Here is a 24,384-nt window from a genome sequence, read left to right on the forward strand (position 1 = left end):
CCCAGGCCCGGGCGCGGACCGTGGGGTCACAGAGCAGACACCGACGCCCCGGACGGCGAAGGCCGCCGGTGGCACGACCGGGAGGAGAAGCGATGACCGAACGCGGGAACACCACCCATCGCCCCGAACTCGACGAGCAGCTGGCGCACGAGGCGCAGAGCATCGTCCAGGGGCACGGCAGCAACGCCCACGTCGAGGAGTTCCGGCAGTCCGAGCCGGTCCCCGACGACACCGACGGCCCGGAGACGCTCGCGGCGTCGGGCTACGACGGCGAGCTCGAGGGCGAGCTGCAGGACGACACCACCGACGTGCTCCCCGAGGACGACGCCGACCGGGCCGACCCCCTGCCCACCGGCGACGGCGACGGAGCCGACGCGACCGTGTACCGCACCGAGACCGGGGAGGGCAGCACCGATGGCTCTGACGCAGAATGACGCCCCGCACCTGCAGTCCGGCATCGCCGAACGCCTGAAGCGCGGGGGCACGTGGACGTGGGCCTACGTCGACGCGTCCGGTGACCGTGAGGACCCGCAGCACCTCGCCGCCCTGCAGCGCCGGAAGGCCGAGGACGTGCTGCGGTCGGCCGGGGCGGACGCCGAGGTCATCGACACGGTGATGGCCGAACTCGAGGAGACGCCCGGGGTGCCGGCGCCGGTCAGCCGGTACGTGCTCGTGCACGACGGCGAACTCGTGCTCAGCGAGGTCCTGCCCGGGGCGATGCACGCCCCGACGTCGATCGGCCACGACCCCGTGCCCGACCTGCTGCCGCTCTTGGCGCACCGGCCGCTCGACCTGCCGTTCCTGATCGTCGAGGTCGGCCGCGAAGGCGGTGGCTACCGCGCCTACCGCCTGGGCCACGCCGACGTGCCGGACCGTCGCGACGAGCAGCGCGTGCAGGGCCGCACCGACACGCTCCACAAGTTCCAGGGCGGCGGCTGGTCGCACCTGCGGTGGCAGCACCACACCGAGGAGATCTGGCGCGACAACCAGAACGAGGTCGCCACGGCCGTCGACGAGGCGTTCCGGCGGCTGCAGCCGAAGCTCATCGTGGTCGCGGGGGACATCCGCGCACGGGGGCTCCTGCTCGACCAGCTGTCCACCGAGGCGCGCGCCGTCGTCTCCGAGGTCCCGGTCGACACCCGGGCCTCGGATGCGTCGGAGACCGCGCTCGTCGAGCACGTCGACATCGCGCTCGCCCGGGTCATCGCGACCCGTCGGCACGACTTCGAGGACCTGCTCCGCACGCACGTCGGCCGCGGGGACAACCAGACGGTCACCGGCCTCGGGTCCGTCGTCGAGGCGCTGCAGCAGGCGCAGGCCTCGGTCGTCGCGATCGACGCCGCCGCGATCGGCGACCGCACCCTGCTCGCGCTGGGAGCGGTGCCGTGGATCGCCACGGCACCCGAGCAGGCGGCGGGTGCACCGGTCATCGGACCGGTCCCGGCCGTGTGCGCGATCGTCCGGGCGGTCGCCCTCACCGACGCGGAGCTGCTGCTCGTGAACGCCGCGTCGCTCCCGAACGGCGCGCCAGCCGCAGCGTTGCTGCGGTGGCCGGTGGGACCGGCGGTGCCGGCCGCCTGAGTGGTGACCGGACGACGGACGGGAGGCCCGGTGCCAGCTGGTACCGGGCCTCCCGTCCGTCTCGGCGCGATCCTGCGGGCCGCCACGACGGCCGCGTATAGCGTCCCGGCCATGACCGACGACCGCCGACGTGAACTCGGCACCAGTGACGCACCCGTGGAGGACGAACTCGCGGAGTCCTTCGACGCGACCATCGAGGAGGGCGCGGAGCGGCTGCAACGGACGACCCGGGCCGTCCTCGTCACGGGGTTCTTCGGCGGCCTCGAGGTCGGTCTCGGGGTGATGGCGTACCTCGCGGTGCTCACCGAGACCGACAGCCACCTGCTCGCCGGGCTGGCCTTCGGCATCGGGTTCATCGCGCTGCACCTGGCGCACAGCGAACTCTTCACCGAGAACTTCCTGATGCCGGTCGCGGCCGTGGTCGCACGCGAGGGGACCGTGCTGCAGCTCGTGCGACTGTGGGGCGGCACCCTCGTGGCGAACCTGGCCGGGGGATGGGTGTTCATGTGGCTCGTCGTCCAGGCGTTCCCGCAGTGGCACGCCACGCTCTCGGAGTCGGCGCACCACTACGTCGACGCGCCGTTCGGACTGCAGAGCATCGTGCTGGCGGTCCTGGGCGGCAGCACCATCACCCTGATGACGCGGATGCAGCAGGGCACCGACTCGGACCCCGCGAAGCTCGTCGCCGCCGTCGCCGGAGGCTTCCTGCTCGCCGGGCTGCAGCTCTTCCACTCGATCCTCGACTCGCTGCTCGTCTTCGGGGCGATCCAGTCGGGCGCGGACATCACCTACGGGCAGTGGCTCGGCTGGTTCGGCTACACGCTGCTGTTCAACGTCCTCGGCGGGCTGGTGCTCGTGACGGCGCTGCGCCTGCTCCGGACGAAGGAGCTCATGCAGGACCGCCGCCGGGACTCCCAGGACGACCCCGAGCGCGCCGACCACGAACAGGGGTGACGGTCGCGACGGGCGGAGCGGACCGACGGGGCCGTTCGCAGTCAGTCGTGCGGACCCTCAGTCGTGCGACCGGTCGCGTCGGGGCGCCAGCGGGACCGCGAGCAGCGGGAGCACCGCCACGATGCCGAACGACGCCGCGAACCCGAGCGCACCGACCAGCGCGCCGATGCCCGGACCGACGGCGCTCGCCGCGATGAACTGCCCGGTGTTCTGCGCCCCGAGCGCCCGGCCGGACCAGAACGGCCCCGCCGCCTCGGCGACCGACGTGTACGCCAGCCCGTTGTCGGCGACCGTCACGCTCGTCGCGAGCACCAGGAACACCGCGGCCCCGGCCAGGTGCGTCGCGTCGACGACCGCGAGCACCGCCATCACCACCGCGGCGCTCACCGCGACGATGCGCAGGGGTCCGACGCGCGATCCGGCACGGTCGCTCCAGCCACCGACCAGGATCCGGCCGATCGCCCCGACGAACTGCGCGGCGCCGACGAGCAGCCCGGCCGCCGGTGTCGACCAGCCGAGGCCGACGAGCCAGACGAGCCCGTACGTCGACAGGGTGAACTGCGGCACCACGAGCAGGACCGACACCGCGTGCACCCGCCACAGGAAGCCGCTCGAGCGGTAGGGGTTCGCGGTCGCCGTCGTCGCCACCGTGGCCCGGGCAGGGCGTGGCGGGTCGGTGATCCCGATCGCGCAGCAGACGGCGAGCACGGCGCACAGCACGATCGGCAGGACCAGGGCCGTGCGGATCCCGGAGCCCTCGGCGAGCTGCGGCACCGTGACCGCCGCGAGCGTCACGCCGAGCGGCTGCGACATCTGCCGGATGCCCATCGCGAGACCCCGGCGCTCCTTCGGGAACCACCCCACCACGACCCGACCGCTCGCGGCGTTCGTCGAGGCACTCGTCATCCCACCGGCCAGGAACGCCAACCCGAGCAGCACCGGGTCGACCGCAGCGAGCCAGGCGCCCACCACGGCCAGCGTGGTGAGCACGAGACCGCCGGCGATGACGACGCGCTCGCCGAACCGGTCGGTGATCGCACCCCAGGCGATGAGCGTCAGCACCATGCCGAAGGTCGGGGCGGCCGCGAGCAGCCCGGCGGCCGGCAGGGACGTGCCGCGGCTGAGCAGGTGGGGGATGAGGAGCGCCGGCGCGGACACGACGAGCGTCCCCGCCGCCTGGGCCGCGACCCCGAGGGCGAGCATCGTCCAGGCGCGGGCGGAGACCGGCGGCGTCGTGGTGGATCGCTGCGGGGCGTCGGTCGTGGGCATGCGTCTCGGCCGTTCGTCGTCGTTCCATCGCGGAACGGATTGGTATACCAGAACGGTATACCATTCCCGCCGTCACGCCGCTAGGCTTGTCCGCCGTGACCGACACGACCGACGCCGCGCCCGTGTCGCAGACGGCCCAGCTCTACGACAACCTGCGCGCGGCCATCCTGACCCTCGACATCGCACCGGGGGAGCGCATCTCGGAGCGGGGGCTCGAGGCACGGTTCCACGCCTCGCGCACGCCGGTCCGCGCCGCACTGTCGCGGCTCGAGCGCGAGGGACTCATCCTGCACGAGGGCCGCTCGTGGACGGTCACCCCGATCGACCTCGACGAGATCGCCTCGCTCGCCGAACTCCGCGGCATCCTCGAGCCCGCTGCCGTCCGGTTGGCCGTCCAGCGTGCCACGCCGGAGCAGCTGGCCGAGGTCCGCGGGCACCTCGACGCGCTCCAGCCCACCCCCGACCAGCAGGCCGGCATCCGCATGGGGTCGACGTTCCACCTCGACCTCGCCGCGCTCGGTGGCAACCGGTTCGTCACCGACGCCATCGCCGACGCCCTGACGCGGCTCGAGCGCACGCGCTGGATCGAGGTCCGCACGCCCGAGGCACGCGACGCCGCCTGGGACGAGCACAGCGCCATCATCGACGCCGTGCGCGACGGGGACGCGGACCGCGCAGCGGACCTCGTCGCCGCGCACGTCGCCGGCACGAACGACCGGCTCCTCAGCTGGATCGCGCAGGAGCGCCGACGCCTGCGCGGGGCAGGCATGACGATCGTGGGCGCGACCGAGCGCTGAGTGCGCGCTGACGTGAGCGGTCTGCGGGCGCCTGCCCGGGCCTCCTGGCCGTGTCCGGGGGAGGCCGGGCGCGAGCCGCTAGCGCAGGTCCGTCGTCTCCTGCGGTGCGTCGAGGTCGTCGAACGTGCGGATCGAATCCGTGCGTTCGAGCAGCGCGTCGCGCACCTCGGCCTCGTCGTGGCTCGCGCGGAGTGCGAGCTTGCTCCCGGAACGTGTCGACTGTGACATGTCGTGTCCTTCCCCTGTGTGTGGGCAACCTGATCGGTGCGGGCACGCGGCCCGCTGGTGCGCTTCCTCACGGGACGTACTGAGGTCGGAACAGTGTCGCGCGACCCCCGCTGTCCCGCAAGCGTTTCCGGCACCGTGTGGAGAACTCCCGGCACACGGCATGCCTAGGATGGTCCGGCCGCACAGCGCGAGGCGCGGCACCAGCGGACGTCGAAGGGGAGGCACGGGTTGGCCGACCAGCGCACCGCACCTCCCACGGTCTACGACGTCGCCTCTGCGGCCGGCGTCTCCATCGCCACCGTCTCGCGCGTGCTCCGCACACCCGACGCCGTCCGCGAGGGCACTCGGGACCGCGTGCAGGCGGCGATCCGGAGCCTCGGCTACGTCCCGTCCGGCAACGCCCGTGCCCTCGCCGGCAAGCGCACCGGCGTCGTCGGACTGCTGCTGCCCGGGTTCGACGTGGTGCCCGACGAGCGGCCGGACCTGGTCACCGACGGCGGCGTCCGCGTGGTCGACGACCGGCGCCACGTGACGCAGCCGTTCTCGTCCAACCTGTACTTCGACGAGGTCCTGCGCGGTGCCGAGACCGAGGCCTGGCAGCGGGGGCTCGCGCTCATGGTCGCCGCCGGGCGGGGCTCGTCGCGCGACGTGATCGTGAACGACGTCGCCGGCCGGGTCGACGGGCTCGCCGTGCTGGCGCAGACCGTGCCCGACGACCTGCTCGAGCACGTCGCCCGCCGCATCCCCGTCGTGGTGCTCGCCGACGACCGGCGCTCGCACGGGTTCGACTCGGTGAGCGTGGACAACGCCGCGGGCATGCGGACCCTGGCGTCGCACGTGATCGGGCGCCTGGGGATCCGGTCCCTCGCGTACGTGGCGGGGCCGATCGACTCGCCCGACGACATGGAGCGCTCGGCGGGGTTCCGCGCGGCGCTGGCCGACCACGGGGTGCCGGCCTCGACGGTGCGCACCGTGCACGGCGACTTCGGGCGGGCCCGGGCGCGGGAGCTCGCGGTCTCGCTGCTGGCCGACGACGTCCCGCGCGCCGTGGTCTGCTCGAACGACCAGTCCGCGCTCGGGGTGCTCGACGCCGCCGCTGCCCGGGGGCTCCGCGTGCCCGAGGACCTCGTCGTGACCGGGTTCGACGGCATCGACGCCGGTCGGTTCTCGTCGCCGCGCCTGACGACGGTGCACCAGCCGATGGGGGCGCTCGGCCGTGCTGCCGTCCTGGCCATCGTCGACCGGCTCGAACGCCGCGAGGGGCCGCCGCGCGCCGTGCGCCTGCCCGTCGAGGTGCTGCTGCGCGAGAGCTGCCCGCCCGCGCTGTAGGCGTGCGTGCCGTCGCGAGGCCGCACCGTGCGACCTTCCGCATCCCGTGCGACCTTCCGCGCCCCGTGCGAGTCCGTAGCAGTGCACAGAGCGGGCAACCTCGCACCAGTCGGCGCACCTCGCACCGTGCGCCGCCCTCCCTCAGGACCGCAACCTCGCACCAGTCGGCGCACCTCGCACCGTGCCGCCCCGCGAAACAACACCCGCAGTTGCACGTCGCGATGTAAGCGCATACATTGAGTACGTACCGAATCGACATGGAGGTCGACCGAGCAATGACGCTTCCCCCACAGCGCACGCGCGGCACGCGTGACCCAGGCCCCCGCCGCCGAGGCCGCCTCGTCGCGGCCATCGCCGGCCTCGCCGCAGTGGCCCTCGTGGCCACCGGCTGCAGCATCCAGGTCCGATCCGAACCCGATCCCACCATCGGCAAGGACACGATGCTCATCAACGCGGACCGCGGCAACCCGCTGTTCGACCGCAACTTCAACCCGTACATCGCGAACGCCCGCACAGCCTCCAAGTGGATGTACGAGCCCCTCATCGAGGTGAACCCCCTCGACGGCAAGCGCAACCCGTGGCTCGCCAGCGCGTGGAGCCAGCCCGACGCGAAGACGATCGACATGACGATCCGCTCGGGTGTCGAGTGGTCCGACGGGTCGCCGTTCAGCGCGAAGGACGTCGTCTTCACCTTCGACCTGCTCAAGAAGTTCCCCGCCATGGACGTCAAGGGCGCCTGGCAGCACATCAAGAGCATCGAGCAGGACGGCGACCACGTCGTCTTCCACCTCAAGAGCGAGGACGTCCCGAGCCTGACGATCATCGGGCAGACGTACATCCTCGGCGAGGACCACTGGGGCGGCGTGCAGGACCCGACGACCTGGCGCGACCCGAACCCGGTCGGCACCGGGCCGTTCGTCCTCGGCAACTACACCGACCAGCAGTACTCGATGAACAAGAACCCGAAGTACTGGCAGGCCGACAAGATCGCCATCAAGCACCTCATCCTGCCGGCGACGAACACGCAGCTCGACACCGTCACCCGCGGCTACGACTGGGCGTACTCGTTCATCTCCGACGTCAAGGGCACCTGGGGCGCCGCGTCGAAGACGAACGAGTGGTGGTTCCCGGCCGGCGGTGTGATCGGCCTCATCCCGAACCTCACGAAGGCGCCGTACAACGACGTCAACGTCCGCCGGGGCATCTCGCTCGCGCTGGACCGCGACGCCATCGCCGAGACCGCCTCCGAGGGCAACCTGTCGGCGGCGGGCCAGACCGGCCTGATCCTGCCGAACCAGGAGCGCTACCTCAACCCGGACATCCCCGACAAGGGCATGATCACGCAGGACACGAAGGCGGCGCTCGCCAGCCTCGAGAAGTCCGGCTACACCGTGCAGGGCGGCAAGGTCGTCAAGGACGGCAAGCAGCTCGCCATCACGATCATGACCGCGAACGGCTACTCCGACTGGCTCCGCGCCGCGCAGGAAGTCCGCCGCGAGCTGACGGCCATCGGCATCAAGGTGACGATCCAGGCGCCGCAGCCCGCCGGGTACCAGCAGAACATCAACAACGGCACGTTCGACATGGCGATGGGCGGCATGGGCAACGGTGACGTCTACCAGGCGTTCAACTCCCTGCTCAGCAGTGAGTTCTACCAGCCCGTCGGCAAGTCGACCGTCAACAACTACGAGCGGTACAAGAACGCCGACACCCAGAAGCTCCTCGACGAGTACAAGGCGACGACGGACACCGCGAAGCAGCAGGAGATCCTCGACCAGCTGCAGCAGACCGTCTACGACGAGCTCCCCGTCATCGGCATGTACTACGGCGGGCTCTGGGGCCTGTTCAACACCGGCAAGTTCGTCGGCTGGCCGAGTGCGAAGGACCCCTACATGGCACCGCAGAACTACGACTCGGCACCGCTGCTCATCTTCACGAAGCTCCGTCTGCGCGACAGCGCCGCCGGCAAGCAGATCCTGCAGGAGCAGGACGCCGCGCAGCAGGAGGACCAGAAGTGAAGTACATCCTCCAGAAACTCGTCCTCTTCGTCCTGACCCTCTGGGCCGCGGTCACGCTGAACTTCGTGCTCCCGCGCCTGATGCCCGGCAGCCCGGCCGACGCCGCACTCGCGAAGCTCAGCCAGAACGGTCCGGTCACCGACGCCACCAAGAAGGCCATCGAAGCCCAGCTCGGGGTACCGACCGGCAACATCTGGGACCAGTACGTCAGCTACCTGCACCAGGTCATCACCCTCGACTTCGGCACGAGCTACACGTTCTACCCGCAGCCCGTCGGTGACCTCGTGTCGAAGGCCCTGCCCTACACGCTGATCCTCGTCGGGGTCGTCACGATCCTGGCCTTCGTCCTCGGCACCCTGATCGGTGTCGCGGCGGCGTGGAAGCGCGGGACCTGGCTCGACTCACTGCCCACCCTGTCGGGCAGCTTCATGTCGACGTTCCCGTACTTCTGGACCGCCCTGCTGCTGCTGTTCTTCCTCGGCTACGTGCTGCACTGGTTCCCGACCACGGGCGCCTACTCGGCGACGACGACGCCCGGGCTCAACGGCGCCTTCTTCGGCGACGCACTGCAGCACGCGGTGCTGCCGGCGGTCACGATCCTGGTGACGAGCCTCGGTGGCTGGATCATCGGCATGCGCAACGCGATGATCAACACCCTCGGTGACGACTACGTGACCTTCGCCGAGGCCAACGGCCTCCGCGGACGCACCGTCGCCATCCGCTACGCGGCCCGCAACGCGATCCTGCCGAACCTGACCGGCTTCGGTCTGGCGCTCGGTGGCGTGGTCGGCGGTTCCGTCCTGGTCGAGCAGGTCTTCGGCTACCCGGGCATCGGCTACCTGCTGTTCAACGCCGTCATCGGGCAGGACTACCCGCTCATGCAGGCCCTCTTCCTGATGATCACCGTGTCGGTGCTCATCGCCAACTTCATCGTGGACGTCATGTACGGCGTCCTGGACCCGAGGACGCGTCGATGACCAACAACATCACGAAGGCGGCGTGCTGCGCCCACATCAAGCACCCGGGGGCACGTCGATGACCAACAACGCAACCATCGCCGTGCGAACGCAAGACACGGAAGAACAAGCAGCGCCGTCCAAGTGGCGCGCCGCCGCCCGCCAGTTCGGCGTCGTCTGGTCGAACAAGAAGGCCCGGATCGGCATCATCATCCTCGGCGTCTTCGTGTTCGTGGCGGTCTTCGCCCCGCTCCTGGCCCCGTACGGCGCCAGCCAGAACGGCTTCGCCCGGTCCGCCGACGCGACGCCCGACCACTGGATGGGCACCACCGCCGCCGGCGAGGACGTCCTGTCCCAGATCATCTACGGCGCCCGCATCTCGGTCATGGTCGGCGCGGTCGCGGGCATCCTGTCCACGCTCGTCGCCGTCGCGATCGGCCTCAGCTGGGGCTACGTCCGCGGCTGGATCGCCGAGGTCATCGGGTTCATCGTGAACCTGTTCCTCGTCATCCCGGGCCTGCCCCTGATGATCGTCATCGCCGCCTACCTGCAGAACGGCGGCATCGCGGTGATCATCGCGGTCATCGTCGTGACCGGTTGGGCGTGGGGCGCTCGCGTGCTCCGCTCGCAGACGCAGTCGCTGCGCGGTCGGGACTTCGTCACCGCCGCCCAGTTCTCCGGTGAGGGCGCGACCCGCATCGTGTTCCGCGAGATCCTGCCGAACATGACGAGCCTCATCGTCGGCAGCTTCTTCGGGGCCGCCACCAGCGCCATCCTCGCCGAGGCGGGCCTCGAGTTCCTCGGACTCGGCGACTCGTCGATCGTCAGCTGGGGCACGATCCTGTACTGGGCGCAGAACTCGAACGCGCTCCTCACCGGGCAGTGGATCCTGCTCTTCGCGCCGGGTCTCTGCATCGCGCTCCTCGCGATGAGCCTCACCCTGATCAACTTCGGCGTCGACGCCGTGTCCAACCCGCGGCTGCGCGACGGCGCACGGCCCCGTAAGGAGAAGCGCGCATGAGCGGCTTGCCAGAAACGCACCCGGCAGACGGCCTGGAGGCGCCCACCGGCGCCGCCACGGGCCTCCAGTCCGACGCCCGTCACGACCAGGGCGACGCCTCCGTCCTGCTCGACGTCCGCGACCTGTCGGTCGTCTACGAATCGGCCGGCCAGACGGCCGTCCAAGCCGTCGACCACGTGTCGTTCCAGCTGAAGAAGGGCGAGTTCATCGGCCTGGTCGGCGAGTCCGGTTCCGGCAAGTCGACGCTCGGCTACGCGCTGACCCGGCTGCAGAAGCCGCCGGCGCGCACGAACGGCGGCAGCATCGTCTTCGCGGGCAAGGACATCCGCGACCTCGACGACGAAGCCCTGCGCCAGCAGCGGCAGGGCGGCTTCGCGATGGTGCTGCAGTCCGGCATGAACGCGCTCAACCCGGTGCGCACCATCCGGAACCACTTCATCGACGTCTTCAAGGCGCACGGCCACGTGTCGCGCGACCGCTGGGACGCCCGGATGAAGGAGCTCATCGAGAAGGTGAAGCTGCCGACGTCGATGCTCGCCCGGTTCCCCGGGGAGCTCTCCGGCGGCATGCGGCAGCGCGTCTCCATCGCCCTGGCACTCTCGCTCGAGCCGCAGCTCATGGTGTTCGACGAGCCGACGACGGCGCTCGACGTCCTCGTGCAGCACGCCGTGATGGACACCATCATCGAGCTGCAACGCACCGAGGGCTTCACGGCGATCCTGATCAGCCACGACCTCGGCATCGTCCTCGAGGCCACCGAGCGCGTCCTCGTGATGCACGAGGGCCGGATCGTCGAGGACGGCGGCTCCCGCGAGATCCTCCGCGACCCGCAGGACGAGTACACGCAGATGCTCCTGTCGCACTACGCCGACCCCCGCGCCGAGGTGGTGTCGCTGCCGGGCTTCCCGGACCGCTCGCTCCGCGCCGAGGCCGGCGAGAAGCGGCAGGAGACGACCTCGTCGTTCAGCACCGTCGGGTCCCGCGAGCGCAGTGCCGCCCGCAACCCGATCGTCGTCGACCACATCGTGAAGACCTACCCGGCACCCCGCCGCGGTGAGCAGCCGGTGCAGGCCGTGCGCGACGTGTCGTTCACCCTCGAGCCCGGACAGTCGCTCGCCCTGGTCGGCCAGTCCGGTTCGGGCAAGTCGACCATCGCGAAGCTGCTCACCGGGGTCGAGAAGCCGACCACCGGCACGGTCCGGTTCGGGGACCTCGACGTCGCCCGCCTCGGCAAGCGCGGTCTGCGGGACCTTCGCTCGGAGGTGCAGATGGTGTTCCAGGACCCGTACTCGGCGCTCAACCCGCTGCACACGGTCGAGTACACGCTGTCCCGGCCGATCGCGAACTACACCGGGCTCACCGGCCGCGATGCCCGGCGCCGGGTGCTCGAGCTGCTCGAGACGGTGGGGCTCACCCCCGTCGAGCAGTTCGCGCAGAAGCTCCCGCACCAGCTCTCCGGCGGGCAGCGGCAGCGTGTGGTGATCGCCCGGGCGCTCGCGAGCGACCCGCAGGTGATCATCGCCGACGAGCCGGTCTCGATGCTCGACGTGACGCTGCGTGCCGGTGTGCTCGCGCTGCTCGAGGACCTCCGCGAGCAGTGGGGCGTCTCGCTCCTCTACATCACGCACGACCTGCTGAGTGCGCGGCTCATCACGGACGACATCATGGTGCTCCACGAGGGCGCCGTGGTCGAGCGCGGTCACACGGCCCAGGTGCTGCAGGACCCGCAGGACCCGTACACGATCGCCCTCCTCGACGCCGTGCCGAACCCGCGGCGCACGCTCGCGGAAGGACGACCATGACGAACCTGCACGACTTCCCGACGGTCCCGCCGTTCGGACACCTGCCCACCCCGGACGGCGTCGACGTCGTCGGGATCGACGTCCCGGTCGGGCGGCTCACGGCCTACCGGATCGTGCCCGAGGGGGTGTCGAAGGGCACCGTGCTCATCGTCCCGGGCTACACCGGCTCGAAGGAGGACTGGCGGACCTTCCTGCCCGTCCTCCGCGACGCCGGGTGGACCGCGGTCGCGATCAGCCGGCGCGGTCAGGCCGACTCGGCCGCGCCGACCGAACCCCGTGACTACTCCCTCGACGAAGAAGCCGCCGACGTCGTCCGGGTCGCGCGCCTGCTCGACGACGGTGCCCCCGTGCACCTGGTCGGGCACTCGCTCGGCGGTGTGATCGTCCGGGCCGCCGCGCTCCAGGACCCGACGGCCTTCCGCGACGTCGTGCAGTTCTGCTCCGGGCCGCACGGGTGGCCGTACCGCAAGGTCGCCGAGCTGACGATCCTGCACGACACCGGCGGGAACCTCCGGCAGCTGTTCGACTCGACGAACCCGCTCTGGGCGTACCGGCCCGACGACGAGCTGCCCGACGACGTCCGGATGGTGCGCGACCGCTTCGACGCGACGAGCCCGCTCAGCGTCGTCGCCGGAGGTCACATCCTCGAGGACCACACCGACGCCTCCGACGCCCTGCGCGCCACCGGCCTGCCGGTCCTCGTCGCCCACGGCGAGTGGGACAACGCCTGGCCGATCCCGTGGCAGCGGGCGATGGCCGAGCAGACCGGCGCCGAGTACGTCGTCATCCCCGCGAGCTACCACGGCCCCCAGGTCGAGAACCCGCTCGGGACGGTCGCCGTCTTCGACGCATTCTTGTCACAGCACTGAAAGGCACCATCATCTCCACGCTGCAGTTCCCCGACGGCTTCCTCTGGGGTGCCGCCACCGCCGCCCACCAGATCGAGGGCAACAACGTCAACAGCAACTGGTGGGTGCACGAGCACGAGCCGGACACCACCATCGTCGAGCCCTCGGGTGACGCGGCGGACAGCTACCACCGGTACCGCGAGGACATCCGCATCGCGGCCGAGCTCGGGCTGAACTCCTACCGGTTCAGCATCGAGTGGGCCCGCATCGAGCCCGAGCGCGGGTTCGTCAGCCGTGCCGAGGTCGACCACTACCGCCGCATGGTCGATGCCTGCCACGAGTTCGGCATCGAGCCGATCGTCACCCTCATGCACTTCACCGTGCCGCGCTGGTTCGAACGCGACGGCTTCTGGCGCGCACCCGACGCCGCCGACCTGTTCGCCCGCTACACCGAGGCCGCGCTCCCCGTGGTGCAGGACGGCGTCCGCTACGTCTGCACGATCAACGAGCCGAACATCGCTGCGATGCTCGCCGGCGGCGAGGACGCCGCCAACCTGGTGGCGTTCGGCCTGCCGAACCCGGACCTGGGGGTCGCCGACGCCCTGCTGGCCAGCCACAAGCGGTCGCGCGAGGTCCTGTCACAGGTGTCGGGCCTCCAGTCGGGGTGGACCATCGCGACGCAGGCCTTCAAGTCGTCCGGCGAGCCCGGGGCGGACGCCATGCTCCGCGAGTACGGGTACCCGCGCGACGACTGGTACCTCGAGCAGGCCGCCGGCGACGACTTCCTGGGCGTGCAGGCCTACACCCGCACGTTCATCGGTCCGGACGGGCCCCTGCCCGTGGCGGACGACGTCGAGACCACCCTGACCGGCTGGGAGTTCTACCCCGAGGCCTCGGCCGACGGGCTCCGCAGCGCGTGGGAGCTCTCCGGCGGCGTCCCGCTGATGATCACCGAGAACGGCATCGCCACCGCCGACGACTCCCGCCGGCAGGTCTACACGCAGGGCGCCCTCGAGGGCATCCACCGCTGCATCGAGGACGGCATCGAGGTCCTGGGCTACCAGCACTGGTCGCTCCTGGACAATTACGAGTGGGCCTCCGGCTTCCGCCCGACGTTCGGGTTGGTCGCGTGGGACCGCGAGACCTTCGAGCGCACGCCGAAGGACTCCGCCCGCTGGTACGGGCGGGTCGCGCAGGCGAACGCCATCGAGCAGGTCACCGTCTAGGACGGTCGACCCCGCAGGCGCGCGGCGGACGGGAGGCCCTGCTCCCGTCCGCCGCGCTTCCGCGCGCCCGGCACGTGGCCGAGGGCACGGGCCGTGGTGCGGACTGCGCTCAGGCAGCGGCGAGCAGGTCGGCGACGGCCGTCTCGCGGAGCAGCTCCGCCCGGTCCGCGGCGCTCGAGCCCTCGTCGTCGACGGCGTCCCCGTCGACGTCGAGCGACAGCACGACCCGGACGGTGTCGAGGTCGCCGGAGTCGACGGCCGCGATCAGCAGCGTCGCGCCCCGTGACCCGCGTGCCCTGGTGTCCGCACCCGCGGTGGCGAGCGCACGCACGATCGCGGCGTGCCCGCCCCACGCAGCGCGGACGATCGGGGTGTTGCCGTCGCCGTCACGGGCCTCCAGGTCGGCGCCCGCTGCGACCAGCACGTCGACCGCCCGTCGTGCGTCGCGGTCGATCGCCAGCGTCAGCGGCGTCCGCCCCTCGGTGTCCTCCAGCTGCAGGGTCGCGCCGCGGCGCAGGAGTTCCTCGAGCATCTCGGGGTGGTCGAACCACGCGGCGGCGTGCAGTGGGGCGAAGCCCCAGCGGGGGTCGACGTCGTCGACGTCGCTCGCGTCGTCGGCCAGGTGCAGCCCGCCGAGGTCGCCGTACGCGGCGGCCCGCACCACCTCGGTCGTCCACTCGACCCAGCCGTCCGGCACCGGGCCGTGCCAGCCGCGTGCCGGGCGTGCCTCGAGGTCGGCGTACACGCTCTCGGCGACGCTCCGGATCGCCACCCGGACGCCCCGGAACCGGATCGCGACCTCGCCGACGGGGGAGATCAGCAGACGGAGTTCCCAGGCGTCGTGCTCGTTCAGGTACTCGAGCTCGCCCCGGGCGACGTGGGCGTCACCGGCGAGCAGTGCTGCGGCGTCGACACCCGGCGGGTCGATGACGGCGTCCCGGAGCCGGAGCGACACCCTGGCGTGGTTCCAGCGGCGCCACAGGCCGCTCGGGGTGTCGAGGACCTCGTCGTTGCGCACCACGATGTCGGCGTGCACGACGACCGGGTCGGGCACACCGTGGCCCGGCAGGTCGACGGGGGTCGTCACGTCGTCCTCGTCGGCGTCCGGGTCGACGACGGCGTCCGCGGACTCCACGACCCAGCGTTCGATCCGTGAGTCGGTCCACTTGACGGTCAGGAGCGCGGCGACCGTGGGCGGGGCGTCCTCGAGCAACCGGGTCACGTGTTCGCGCTGGCCGTCGAAGTCCTCGAGGGAGACGTAGCCAACGGAGGGCCAGTTCACTCGACTCCATCGCACGGGACGACACTACCGGCGTCCGGCGGCGGGGCTGCGGTTCGAACTCATCGCACTCGCGATCATCACACTTGATATGTCGTACCGGTATATCGTATGGTGGTCCGGCAGCGGAGGTCCCGCCGCGCCTGATCCGGAAGCGCACCCATGACCCCCAGTCCCACCCTCCCGACCGCGTTCATCGCCCCGGCAGCCGTCGTGTCGCCCTCGGCGGCCGTCGCTCCCGGGGTCCGCATCTGGGACGACTCCCACGTCGAGGCGCACGCGTCCGTCGGCAGCGAGACCCTCGTCGGTCGTGGCGTCACGATCGGCGCCGGCGTTCGCATCGGAGCGCGCTGCAAGGTCCAGAACGGTGCCCTCGTCTACGGACCGGCGGTCGTCGGCGACGGTGTCTTCATCGGCCCCGGTGCCGTCCTCACCAACGACAACACGCCGCGGGCGATCAACCCGGACGGTTCCGTGCAGGACGCCGACGACTGGCGGCCCACGGCCGTCGTCGTCGAGCACGGCGCGTCGATCGGCGCCGGGGCGCTCTGCGTCGCCCCCATCCGCATCGGCCGGTGGGCGATGGTCGCGGCCGGCGCCGTCGTCGTCCACGACGTCCCGGACCACGCGCTCGTCGCCGGGGTCCCCGCCCGCCGCATCGGCTGGGTGAGCCGGACCGGCCGACGGCTGGCGCAGGTCGACGACCGAACGCTGGTCTGCACCGAGACCGGCGACCGCTTCCTCCACTCCGAGACCACCGACACGATCGAGGCGATCCGTTGACCACCACACTCGAACTCATCCCCGCGGCGAAGCCCCTCATCGGCCTCGAAGAACGCCGCGCCGTCGATGCCGTCCTCGAGGGGGGTGGTCTCGCGCAGGGCCCCGAGGTCGCCGCCTTCGAGCGCGAGTTCGGCGACGTCCTCGTCGCCGGAGCCTCGGTCACCGCGGTCAACAGCGGCACCGCTGCCCTGCACCTGGCGCTCGTCGCGCTCGGCATCGGTCCGGGTGACGAGGTCATCATCCCCTCGTTCACCTTCGCGGCCACGGCGAACGCGGTCCGACTCGTCGGCGCCGAGCCGGTGTTCGTCGACATCGATCCCCTGACCTACTGCGTGGACCCGGCGGCTGTCCGGGCCGCCGTCACCCCGGCGACCCGTGCGGTCATGCCGGTGCACCTCTACGGGCACCCGGCCGACATGACCGCGATCACCCGGATCGCCGAGGAGCACGACCTGCTCGTGGTCGAGGACGCTGCGCAGGCGCACGGAGCCCGGTGGGCCGGCACGCGCGTCGGCAGTTCGTCCGACGCCGCGGCGTTCAGCCTCTACCCCACCAAGAACATGACCGCGGGCGAAGGGGGCATGGTCTCGACCCGCGACGCCGCGGTCGACCGGATGCTCCGGCTGCTGCGGAACCAGGGCATGGAGCAGCGCTACGCGAACGAGGTCATCGGCTTCAACGCGCGGATGACCGACATCCACGCTGCGATCGGGCGTGTGCAGCTCCGCAAGGTGCTCGGGTGGACCGCACAGCGGCAGGCGAACGCGGCCTACTTCAGCCGTGAACTCGACGGGGTGGTGACACCGACGACCGACCCCCGAGCCGAGCACGTCTTCCACCAGTACGTCGTGCGGGTGCCGTCCGACCGCGACGGCTTCGCGGCCGCACTGCGCTCCGAGTTCGGCATCGGGACCGGGGTCTACTACCCGACGCCCGTCCACCGCCTCCCGTCGTTCGCACACGACCTCGACCTGCCCGAGACCGAGCGTGCCGCGTCCGAGGTCCTCGCGCTCCCCGTCTACCCGACCCTGACGCTCTCCCAGCTCGACCGCGTCGTCGAGGCCGTCAACACCCTCGCCGGGGCCGGACGATGAGCGGCGTGCTGCGGGCCGGGGTCATCGGCCTCGGGATGATGGGGCGGCACCACGCCCGGGTCCTCCGGTCGCTCGAGGGGGTCGAGCTCGTCGGCGTCGCCGATGCCCTCGGTGACCCGCACGACGTCGCCCAGGGCGTGCCGGTCGTCCGGTCCGTCGGTGAGCTCGTCGCACTCGGGCTCGACACTGCGGTCGTCGCGGTCCCCACGGCGCACCACGAAGCCGTCGGTCTGGAACTCGCCGCGGCGGGGGTGCACGCCCTGATCGAGAAGCCCGTCGCGGTCGACGGTCCGGCTGCCGCGCGCCTCGTGGCCGCCTTCGACCGCGCCGGACTCGTCGGCGCGGTAGGCCACATCGAGCGCTACAACCCGGCGTTGCAGGCGCTGCGACAGCGGCTCGACGCCGGTGAGCTGGGCGACGTCTACCAGATCGTCACGCGTCGCCAGGGGCCCTTCCCCGCACGGATCGCGGACGTCGGCGTCGTGAAGGACCTCGCCACGCACGACATCGACTCGACGTCGTGGATCGCCCGGTCACCGTTCGTCCACGTCGGAGCGCTCGCGGGCACCAAGAGCGGGCGTCCCCATGAGGACCTCGTCACCGTCACCGGACGCCTGGCCGACGGCACCCTGACCTCGCACCTCGTGAACTGGCTCACCCCGTACAAGGAACGTCTGTTGATCGTCACCGGTGACCGCGGCACGTTCGTCGCCGACACCCTCACCGCCGACCTGACCTTCCACGAGAACGGCACCGTCCAGACCGAGTGGGACCAGGTCGCCGCGTTCCGGGGTGTGTCCGAGGGGGCCAGCACCCGGTTCGCCATCACCAAGCGCGAGCCGCTCCTGGTCGAGCACGAGGCGTTCCGCGACGCCGTGCTCGGGCGGCCGTCGGACATCGTCACCCTCCGCGACGGCCTCCGGACGGTGCTCGTCGCCGAGGCCGTCCTCGAGTCCTCGCGGATCCAGCAGACCGTGCAGCTCGGCACGGACGCCGAAGGAGCAGCAGCATGAACGTCGTCGTCGTCGGTCTCGGCAAGATCGGGCTCCCGCTCGCCGTCCAGTACGCACGATCCGGTGCACACGTCACCGGCCTCGACGTCGCGAGCGGGGTGGTCGACGCCGTGAACGCTGCGACCGAGCCGTTCCCCGGCGAGCACGGGCTCGCCGACGGCCTGCGTGAGGTCGTCCCCGCGGGGCTGCTCCGCGCGACCACGGACGCCGCGGCAGCGATCCCCGACGCCGACGTCGTCGTGGTCGTCGTGCCGCTCTTCGTCGATGCCGACGGCATCCCCGACTTCGGCTGGATGGACGCCGCCACCGACACGATCGGCGACCACCTGCGACCCGGCACCCTGGTCGCGTACGAGACGACGCTGCCGGTCGGGACGACCCGTGGCCGCTGGGCGCCCCGGCTCGAGGCCCGCTCCGGACTCGTCGAGGGGCAGGACTTCCACGTCGTCTTCTCGCCGGAGCGGGTCCTGACCGGCCGGGTGTTCGCCGACCTCCGGCGCTACCCGAAGCTCGTCGGTGGTCTCTCCGACCAGGGCTCGGCGCGCGGCCGGGCCTTCTACGAAGCGGTGCTGCAGTTCGACGAGCGCGACGACCTCGGTCGGCCGAACGGCGTCTGGGACCTCCGCACCGCCGAGGCCGCCGAGCTCGCGAAGCTCGCCGAGACCACCTACCGCGACGTCAACATCGCGCTGGCGAACGAGTTCGCCCGGTTCGCCGAACGGCAGTCCATCGACATCGCCGCGGTCATCGACGCCTGCAACTCCCAGCCGTACAGCCACATCCACCGGCCCGGGATCGCGGTCGGCGGTCACTGCATCCCGGTGTACCCGCGGCTGTACCTCTGGAACGACCCGGAGGCCACGGTCGTCCGTGCCGCACGTGCCAGGAACGCCGCGATGCCGGCCCACGCGGTCGACCTCCTCGAGCGCCTGCACGGGGACCTGCGGGGCCAGCGGGTCGTGGTCCTCGGTGCCGCCTACCGTGGCGGCGTGAAGGAGACCGCGTTCTCCGGGGTCTTCGGCACCGTCGACGCGCTCCGGGTCCACGGCGCAGTGGTGACCGTGTCCGACCCCCTGTACTCGGACGTCGAACTCCGCAGTCTCGGCTTCGAGCCCCACGTCGACGGCGAACCGGTGGACGCGGCGGTCGTGCAGGCCGACCACGCCGAGTACGCGACGTGGGACGAGTCCCGGCTCCCCGGCGTCCGCACGGTCGTCGACGGCCGACGGGTCCTCGACGTCGAACGGTGGGCGTCCACCACGGTGACCGCGATCGGTGCTCCGCCCGTGGTCCCCGTGGCCTGACACCGTGCGGTCCTCGCCCCGACGGCGCCTCCCGGCGATCGCGACGATCCTCGTCGGCACGGTCCTCGGACAGGGCCTGGTCGTGGCGATCTCACCGCTGCTGACCCGGCTCTACACCCCGGCGGACTTCGGCACGCTCGCGGTCGTCACGGCGGTCGCGAGCATCCTCGGAGCCGGTGCGACGCTCGGCACCGACCGTGCGCTGGTCGTCGCACACGACCGGGCGACGACCAGCGCGCTGGTCGCACTCGGTCTGCTCTCGACGCTGGTCGTCGGCGTCGGCACCACCGGGGTCGCCTGGGTCCTCCGCGGCCACGCGGCACGGTGGTTCACCGCACCGGCCCTCGAAGACCTGTGGTGGGCCGTCCCCGTGACGGTCGTCGCGGTGGGGGTGCAACGGATCGCCTCCGCCGTGCTCGCGCGGCGGCAGCAGCACCGGTCCATCGCCGTGCGCAACGCCTGCCAGGGCATCGGCCAGTCCGTCTGGAACCTGGCGATGGCCGCGGCCGGTCCGGTCGGGCTGGTGGGCGGCCTGGCGGCCGGGCGGATCGTGGCCGTGCTCGGGATGGTCCGGTTCCGGCGGGGCGACGGCGAGCGGACCACCCCTCGGTCCCTCTCGGCCGCCGCCCGTCACCACCGGCGGTTCCTCGTCATCACGCCGTGGTCCTCGATGCTGAACGTCATCGGGCAGCAGGCGCCGGGCTTGCTCATCGCGGCGCTGCACGGCAGCGTCGCCGCAGGCTTCGTCGCCCTCACGATGCGGGTGCTCGGTGCGCCCGTCGGCATGGTGGCCGACGCGACCGCGCAGTACGCCGCCGGGGCGTTCGGGCTCCGCATCCGATCCGGTGATCCCGTGCGCCGGCTCGTCCTGCGGCTCGTCGTGCGTCTCGCCACCGCGGGGGCGGTCGCGGTGCTCGTCGTCGTGCTGCTCGGACCCACCGTGTTCTCGACCGTGTTCGGTGCGGAGTGGGCGGTCTCCGGCACCCACGCCCAGGTCCTCGTCCCGGCCTTCGCGGTCCAGGTCGCCGCGTCGCCTGTCACGCAGGTGCTGTCGATGCTGCAGCGGCAGGGGGCGCAGCTGACGTGGGACGCATCGCGTCTCGTGGTGTGCGCCGCCGCGGTGCTCGTGCCGTCCGTGCTCGGGGCTCCGATGCCGGTCGTACTCGTCGCGCTCGCCTCGGCGATGACCGTCTCCTACGCGGCGGTCCTGCTGCTCGTGGTGCGAGCGACCCGCCGCCACGACGATGAGGGACTCGGTGTGGTGCCGTGAGCGGACCAGTCTGCTGGAATGCAACATGTAGATAACTCGCGCGGGGGCCGCGCCGCCCCATAGTTTCGCTGCATGGCCCCTCGACCCCGCCCGTTCGACATCGTCCACGTCTCGAGCGCCCACCCGTGGACCGACAACCGAGTGCACCTCCGTGCTGCGGCGAGCGCGGCGCGTGCCGGGTACCGCACGGCGTTGGTCGCCGTCGCTGCCGCAGGCGTCGGCGCTGATCCGGACTGGCACCTGCCCGATCCCGAGACGGGGGTGTACGTCCGACGCATCCCGGCTCGGCGTCGCGGGCGACGGGTCCTGGTGTCCTCGGTCCAGGTCGTCGGGGCGGCACTCTCGTCACGGGCGCCGATCGTGCACCTGCACGACCCCGAACTGTTGTGGGCGCTCCCGCTCCTGCGTGTGCTGCACCGGACGGTGGTGTACGACGCCCACGAAGACCTGCCGGAGCAGGTGCGGGGCAAGGAGTACCTCGGCCCCGTCGCCCGCCGTGGGAGCACGGTGGCGGCGCACGCGGCAGTGGCCCTGGCACGCCGGTCACGCACCGTGGTGGCCGCGACGCCGACCATCGCGCGCCGCTTCCGAGCCGACCGGACCGTCCTGGTCCGGAACGTCCCACGGCTCCGTGCCGAGGACACCGATGCCCCGCCGGCCGCTGCTCGTGGTCAGGTCGCCGTCTACCTCGGGTCGATGAGCCGCGACCGGGGGATCGACGTCCTGACCGGCGTCGCGGCCTCACCCGGTCTCCCGGACGGCTGGCGTGTGGTCACCGCCGGTCCGATCGACTCGGCGGTCGACCGCGGTGCGTTCGACGCACTGGTCGACACCGGGCGCATCGACCACCGGGGCGTCCTGGCACCGCACGCGGCCCGCGACCTGTTGGTGACCGCCCGCGTCGGGCTCCTCCCACTCCTGCCGACGCCGGCCTACGCGGCGTCGATCCCCACGAAGCTCTTCGAGTACCTGGCGGCCGGACTGGCGGTCGTCGCCACCGACGTCCCGCTCTGGCGCGAGCTGCTCGACGACGCCGACTGCGCGACGTGGGTGCCACCGGGTGACCCGGAGGCCGTCGTGGCCGCACTCCGCCGGTACGACGGCGATCCTGAGCTGCTGCGACAGCACGCCGAAGCCGGCCGCGCCCTGGTGCTCGAACGCTTCCGGTGGGACCACGAAGAGCACGTCCTGCTCGACCTGTACCGCTCGCTGTCCGGCGTCTCGCCGATGCCGGAAACAGTCGGGCGGTGACGCCGCTCCGGACACCCCGGTCGGTCGTCAGCCGACGGGGTGCGCTGTTCGGCGCGGCCGGAGCGATCCCCGCCGCGCTGCTCGCCACCGGGACCCGGCCGGCTGCCGCGTCCGGGCGCTCGAGTCCCGCTCCAGCAGACACGGCCCGGACGGTGACCGACGCCGGGGTCGCCCGGTTGCAGGACGCCGTCGCGGCCACCGACGCGGGTGCCGTGCTCGTCGTGACCCGGCACTGGGCGCTGTCCGAGCCGCTGCGGATCGACCGCGCGATGACGATCCGGTTCGTCGGCGGATCGCTCTCCACCACGCGCGACATCGACCTGGTCGTCGTCGCCGCGTCGGACGTCACCATCATCGACGCGGTCCTCCGTGGCTCCGGGTCGGACCACTCCGGACTCGGTCGGGGTGTCCACGTCGTCGGCACCGTCACCCGGCCGTTCCGCGACGTCCGGATCCACGGCGCCGACATCCGCGACTTCTCCCACGACGGTGTCCTGCTCGACCACTGCATGGCGTTCACCGTCGCGGACTGCGTCATCGCCGACGTCGGCTACGCCGGGGTGCTCATGTTCTCGTGCACCGACGGCACGGTGCGCGGCAACCGCATCGCGCGGGTGACCCAGCCCGCGCCGTACCTGAACTCCTACGGCATCGAGGCCGTCCGCGCGACCACCACCGGACTCCTCGGCGCACCACGTTCGGCCCGGATCGTCATCGCGGACAACCACGTCTCCGACGTCCCTGCGTGGGAAGGCATCGACACCCACGGCGGGCAGTCCATCGCGATCCTCCGCAACCTCGTCGAGAACTGCCGGGTGGGGATCGCCGTCGTCCCCTCGAAGGACGAGGCGAACGCCGGCGCCACGAAGTACGCGCCCCTCGACTGCTCGGTCATCGACAACGTCGTCCGCCGCACGACGTCCGGCCCCGGGTCCGGCATCGTCATCCGCGGCGCGGGCGAGACCGTCGGGGACCCCGCCGAACGGGCGAACGGCATCGTCCTCCGCAACACGGTGACGGGGTACGGGGACGGTGACCGCGACGGGGCCGTGCTCGTCTACCTGACGCGGCACCTGATCGTCGCGCACAACCACTGCCCGGGCGGAGTCCGTCGCGGGCTCTCCCTGTACCACTCGAACGACGGCATCACGCTCGTCGGCAACCGGATCGCGGGGCTGCGGCGACAGGGCACGGCGACGTCCGTCGCGATCGACGTCCGCGCCACCGAGAACCGCGGGCACCTGGTGGGCAACCGGTACGAGGGCAGCGTCGAGAGCGGTGCCGTCTACGGGGTGCTGTGCCGCCAGACGGCCAACGACCTGGTGCTCGTGGACAACGACTGGGCTGCGACGACGACAGCGGTCGTGGCCGGTGCCGGCGCGGTGCTCCGGGTCCGCGAGGGCTGAGCTGCCCGACGCCCCGGCACCTTCCGCCGGTCGGTCCGGCCAGCGATCCGCGCACGTGCTGCAGCATCGCGGCGCCCAGCACCCTGCACCGGCACCGCGCGGAGCAGCATCGGGGCCGGTGCCGACGCCTGTGTCAGCGCGGGCGCGGGTGCTCCGCCCACGAGTGCCGAACGGCGGCCGCTCCGGGACCGTGCTCGCAGCCGATCGTCGCCCGGAGCGGTGGGCCGCCGTCTGGGCGAGGCCCGCTCCCAGCCGCTGCGCGGGGCGATCAGCAGGATCAGCGTCCCCATCAGCAGCCCGTGCGAGAGCATCGCCGTGAAGATGGACGTGTTGGACAGCATGATGCTCGGCATCACCACCGCCATCGCCGCGACCCGCATCGGGAGCCCCCGGCTCGCACCGTCCAGGAACCGAAGCCAGACGAACAGCGCAGCCGCCGCGACGAAGATCCCGATCCACCCCAGGTTCGCGAACCCGTCGGCGAACAGATTGGCGTTCGCGTAGCCCACCGACCCGGGCACCAGGTAGTCGGAGATCCGTTTCGGCGGCGGCAGATCGTACGGGTACTCGATCCAGGGGCTGAGGAACGAGTACCCGTAGCGTGCGACGGGGTTGTCGGAGAAGTAGTCGACGTACACCGAGGACAGCAGCCCCGGCGTCAGCATGAAGCGACGGGTGAACACCGACGTCCAGGTGATGCCGCCCTGCACCTCGTCGGCGACCGCGGAGACGATCATGATCGCGAGGGGCGCAGTGAGGAAGGCGAGCGACCGCGCCGGTTTCGCGCCCCGGAACAGCACCGCCATGCCGAGGACGGCGATGAACGAGAACAGGACCGCCTTGAACCCGGTGCTCGAGTACAGCAGGAACTGTCCGGCGAGGGCGAGGACCACCAGGGACGGGCGCCGACGGAAGATACCGCGCGCGAGGACCAGCGGGTTGATCACGTACGCCT

The 24,384-nt window shown here is 71.8% G+C and carries 21 protein-coding genes; 18 read left to right on the top strand and 3 right to left on the bottom strand.

The genetic code is table 11. The features are described from left to right. The first annotated feature begins 92 nt into the window (after positions 1-92). The 3 genes from DEJ19_RS02765 to DEJ19_RS02775 all read left to right on the top strand — a co-directional run bounded on the left by DEJ19_RS02765 (position 93) and on the right by DEJ19_RS02775 (position 2,535). A complete protein-coding gene (locus DEJ19_RS02765) occupies positions 93-434 on the top strand; it encodes a hypothetical protein (protein WP_110864926.1) in 342 nt (113 codons plus the stop codon). After that, positions 415-1,581, top strand: a complete 1,167-nt coding sequence (locus tag DEJ19_RS02770; RefSeq protein ID WP_110864925.1) for a baeRF2 domain-containing protein — start codon at positions 415-417, stop codon at positions 1,579-1,581. Before DEJ19_RS02765 ends, DEJ19_RS02770 begins: the two co-directional genes overlap by 20 nt. A gap of 111 nt (positions 1,582-1,692) precedes the next feature. Beyond that, on the top strand, positions 1,693-2,535 hold the full coding sequence (locus tag DEJ19_RS02775; protein ID WP_111053885.1) for a formate/nitrite transporter family protein: 843 nt from the start codon (positions 1,693-1,695) through the stop codon (positions 2,533-2,535). Positions 2,536-2,592: 57 nt separating this feature from the next. Here the strand turns inward: DEJ19_RS02775 and DEJ19_RS02780 are convergent, their stop codons facing one another. Further along, positions 2,593-3,804 carry an MFS transporter gene (locus tag DEJ19_RS02780; RefSeq protein ID WP_111233139.1) on the bottom strand — a complete coding sequence of 404 codons (1,212 nt, stop codon included), beginning with the start codon at positions 3,802-3,804 and terminating at the stop codon, positions 2,593-2,595. Between the two features lie 95 nt (positions 3,805-3,899). Between DEJ19_RS02780 and DEJ19_RS02785 the strand changes: the two genes are divergently transcribed. Next, the gene (locus DEJ19_RS02785; protein ID WP_239001395.1) at positions 3,900-4,601 is read left to right on the top strand and encodes a GntR family transcriptional regulator; all 702 of its coding nucleotides are present in this window, start codon (positions 3,900-3,902) and stop codon (positions 4,599-4,601) included. A gap of 78 nt (positions 4,602-4,679) precedes the next feature. On the opposite strand, the gene DEJ19_RS02790 is transcribed toward DEJ19_RS02785, so the two are convergent. Further along, positions 4,680-4,829, bottom strand: coding sequence for a hypothetical protein (locus DEJ19_RS02790; RefSeq protein WP_155896754.1), 150 nt, complete (start codon positions 4,827-4,829; stop codon positions 4,680-4,682). Positions 4,830-5,057: 228 nt separating this feature from the next. On the opposite strand from DEJ19_RS02790, the gene DEJ19_RS02795 reads away from it, so the two are divergent. From DEJ19_RS02795 to DEJ19_RS02825, 7 genes are all read left to right on the top strand, one after another. After that, the gene (locus DEJ19_RS02795; protein WP_071246163.1) at positions 5,058-6,158 is read left to right on the top strand and encodes a LacI family DNA-binding transcriptional regulator; all 1,101 of its coding nucleotides are present in this window, start codon (positions 5,058-5,060) and stop codon (positions 6,156-6,158) included. A gap of 257 nt (positions 6,159-6,415) precedes the next feature. Next, positions 6,416-8,176: an ABC transporter substrate-binding protein gene (locus DEJ19_RS02800; RefSeq protein WP_258377387.1), complete on the top strand. Its 1,761-nt coding sequence runs from the start codon at positions 6,416-6,418 to the stop codon at positions 8,174-8,176. Next, complete coding sequence (locus tag DEJ19_RS02805) at positions 8,173-9,153, top strand: ABC transporter permease (protein WP_111233140.1); 981 nt, start codon at positions 8,173-8,175, stop codon at positions 9,151-9,153. The genes DEJ19_RS02800 and DEJ19_RS02805 overlap by 4 nt, the downstream gene beginning before the upstream one ends. Positions 9,154-9,211: 58 nt before the next feature. After that, positions 9,212-10,153 (top strand): ABC transporter permease, encoded by a 942-nt coding sequence (locus DEJ19_RS02810; RefSeq protein ID WP_110858726.1) that lies wholly within the window; start codon positions 9,212-9,214, stop codon positions 10,151-10,153. After that, positions 10,150-11,955: an ABC transporter ATP-binding protein gene (locus DEJ19_RS02815; RefSeq protein WP_111233141.1), complete on the top strand. Its 1,806-nt coding sequence runs from the start codon at positions 10,150-10,152 to the stop codon at positions 11,953-11,955. Before DEJ19_RS02810 ends, DEJ19_RS02815 begins: the two co-directional genes overlap by 4 nt. Continuing rightward, positions 11,952-12,824 (top strand): alpha/beta fold hydrolase, encoded by an 873-nt coding sequence (locus DEJ19_RS02820; RefSeq protein WP_051596585.1) that lies wholly within the window; start codon positions 11,952-11,954, stop codon positions 12,822-12,824. Before DEJ19_RS02815 ends, DEJ19_RS02820 begins: the two co-directional genes overlap by 4 nt. An 8-nt stretch (positions 12,825-12,832) precedes the next feature. Continuing rightward, positions 12,833-14,029, top strand: coding sequence for a family 1 glycosylhydrolase (locus DEJ19_RS02825; RefSeq protein WP_111233167.1), 1,197 nt, complete (start codon positions 12,833-12,835; stop codon positions 14,027-14,029). Between the two features lie 109 nt (positions 14,030-14,138). On the opposite strand, the gene DEJ19_RS02830 is transcribed toward DEJ19_RS02825, so the two are convergent. Continuing rightward, complete coding sequence (locus DEJ19_RS02830; RefSeq protein ID WP_111233142.1) at positions 14,139-15,326, bottom strand: ankyrin repeat domain-containing protein; 1,188 nt, start codon at positions 15,324-15,326, stop codon at positions 14,139-14,141. A 144-nt stretch (positions 15,327-15,470) separates the two neighbouring features. Between DEJ19_RS02830 and DEJ19_RS02835 the strand changes: the two genes are divergently transcribed. The 7 genes from DEJ19_RS02835 to DEJ19_RS02865 all read left to right on the top strand — a co-directional run bounded on the left by DEJ19_RS02835 (position 15,471) and on the right by DEJ19_RS02865 (position 23,429). After that, the gene (locus DEJ19_RS02835) at positions 15,471-16,091 is read left to right on the top strand and encodes an acyltransferase (protein WP_111094883.1); all 621 of its coding nucleotides are present in this window, start codon (positions 15,471-15,473) and stop codon (positions 16,089-16,091) included. Then, positions 16,088-17,185, top strand: a complete 1,098-nt coding sequence (locus DEJ19_RS02840) for a DegT/DnrJ/EryC1/StrS family aminotransferase (protein WP_111233143.1) — start codon at positions 16,088-16,090, stop codon at positions 17,183-17,185. The genes DEJ19_RS02835 and DEJ19_RS02840 overlap by 4 nt, the downstream gene beginning before the upstream one ends. After that, the gene (locus DEJ19_RS02845; protein ID WP_110865486.1) at positions 17,182-18,198 is read left to right on the top strand and encodes a Gfo/Idh/MocA family protein; all 1,017 of its coding nucleotides are present in this window, start codon (positions 17,182-17,184) and stop codon (positions 18,196-18,198) included. The genes DEJ19_RS02840 and DEJ19_RS02845 overlap by 4 nt, the downstream gene beginning before the upstream one ends. Further along, entirely contained in the window at positions 18,195-19,502 is a 1,308-nt protein-coding gene (locus tag DEJ19_RS02850) for a nucleotide sugar dehydrogenase (protein ID WP_111099844.1), read from the top strand. The genes DEJ19_RS02845 and DEJ19_RS02850 overlap by 4 nt, the downstream gene beginning before the upstream one ends. A 4-nt stretch (positions 19,503-19,506) precedes the next feature. After that, a complete protein-coding gene (locus tag DEJ19_RS02855) occupies positions 19,507-20,772 on the top strand; it encodes a lipopolysaccharide biosynthesis protein (RefSeq protein WP_181441519.1) in 1,266 nt (421 codons plus the stop codon). A gap of 72 nt (positions 20,773-20,844) precedes the next feature. Next, positions 20,845-22,023: a glycosyltransferase family protein gene (locus DEJ19_RS02860; protein WP_111233145.1), complete on the top strand. Its 1,179-nt coding sequence runs from the start codon at positions 20,845-20,847 to the stop codon at positions 22,021-22,023. Next, complete coding sequence (locus DEJ19_RS02865) at positions 22,020-23,429, top strand: right-handed parallel beta-helix repeat-containing protein (RefSeq protein ID WP_111233146.1); 1,410 nt, start codon at positions 22,020-22,022, stop codon at positions 23,427-23,429. The genes DEJ19_RS02860 and DEJ19_RS02865 overlap by 4 nt, the downstream gene beginning before the upstream one ends. Positions 23,430-24,384 lie beyond the last annotated feature (955 nt).

Origin of the sequence: Curtobacterium sp. MCSS17_016 (assembly GCF_003234255.2) — a bacterium.
Classification (GTDB): Bacteria; Actinomycetota; Actinomycetes; order Actinomycetales; family Microbacteriaceae; genus Curtobacterium; species Curtobacterium flaccumfaciens.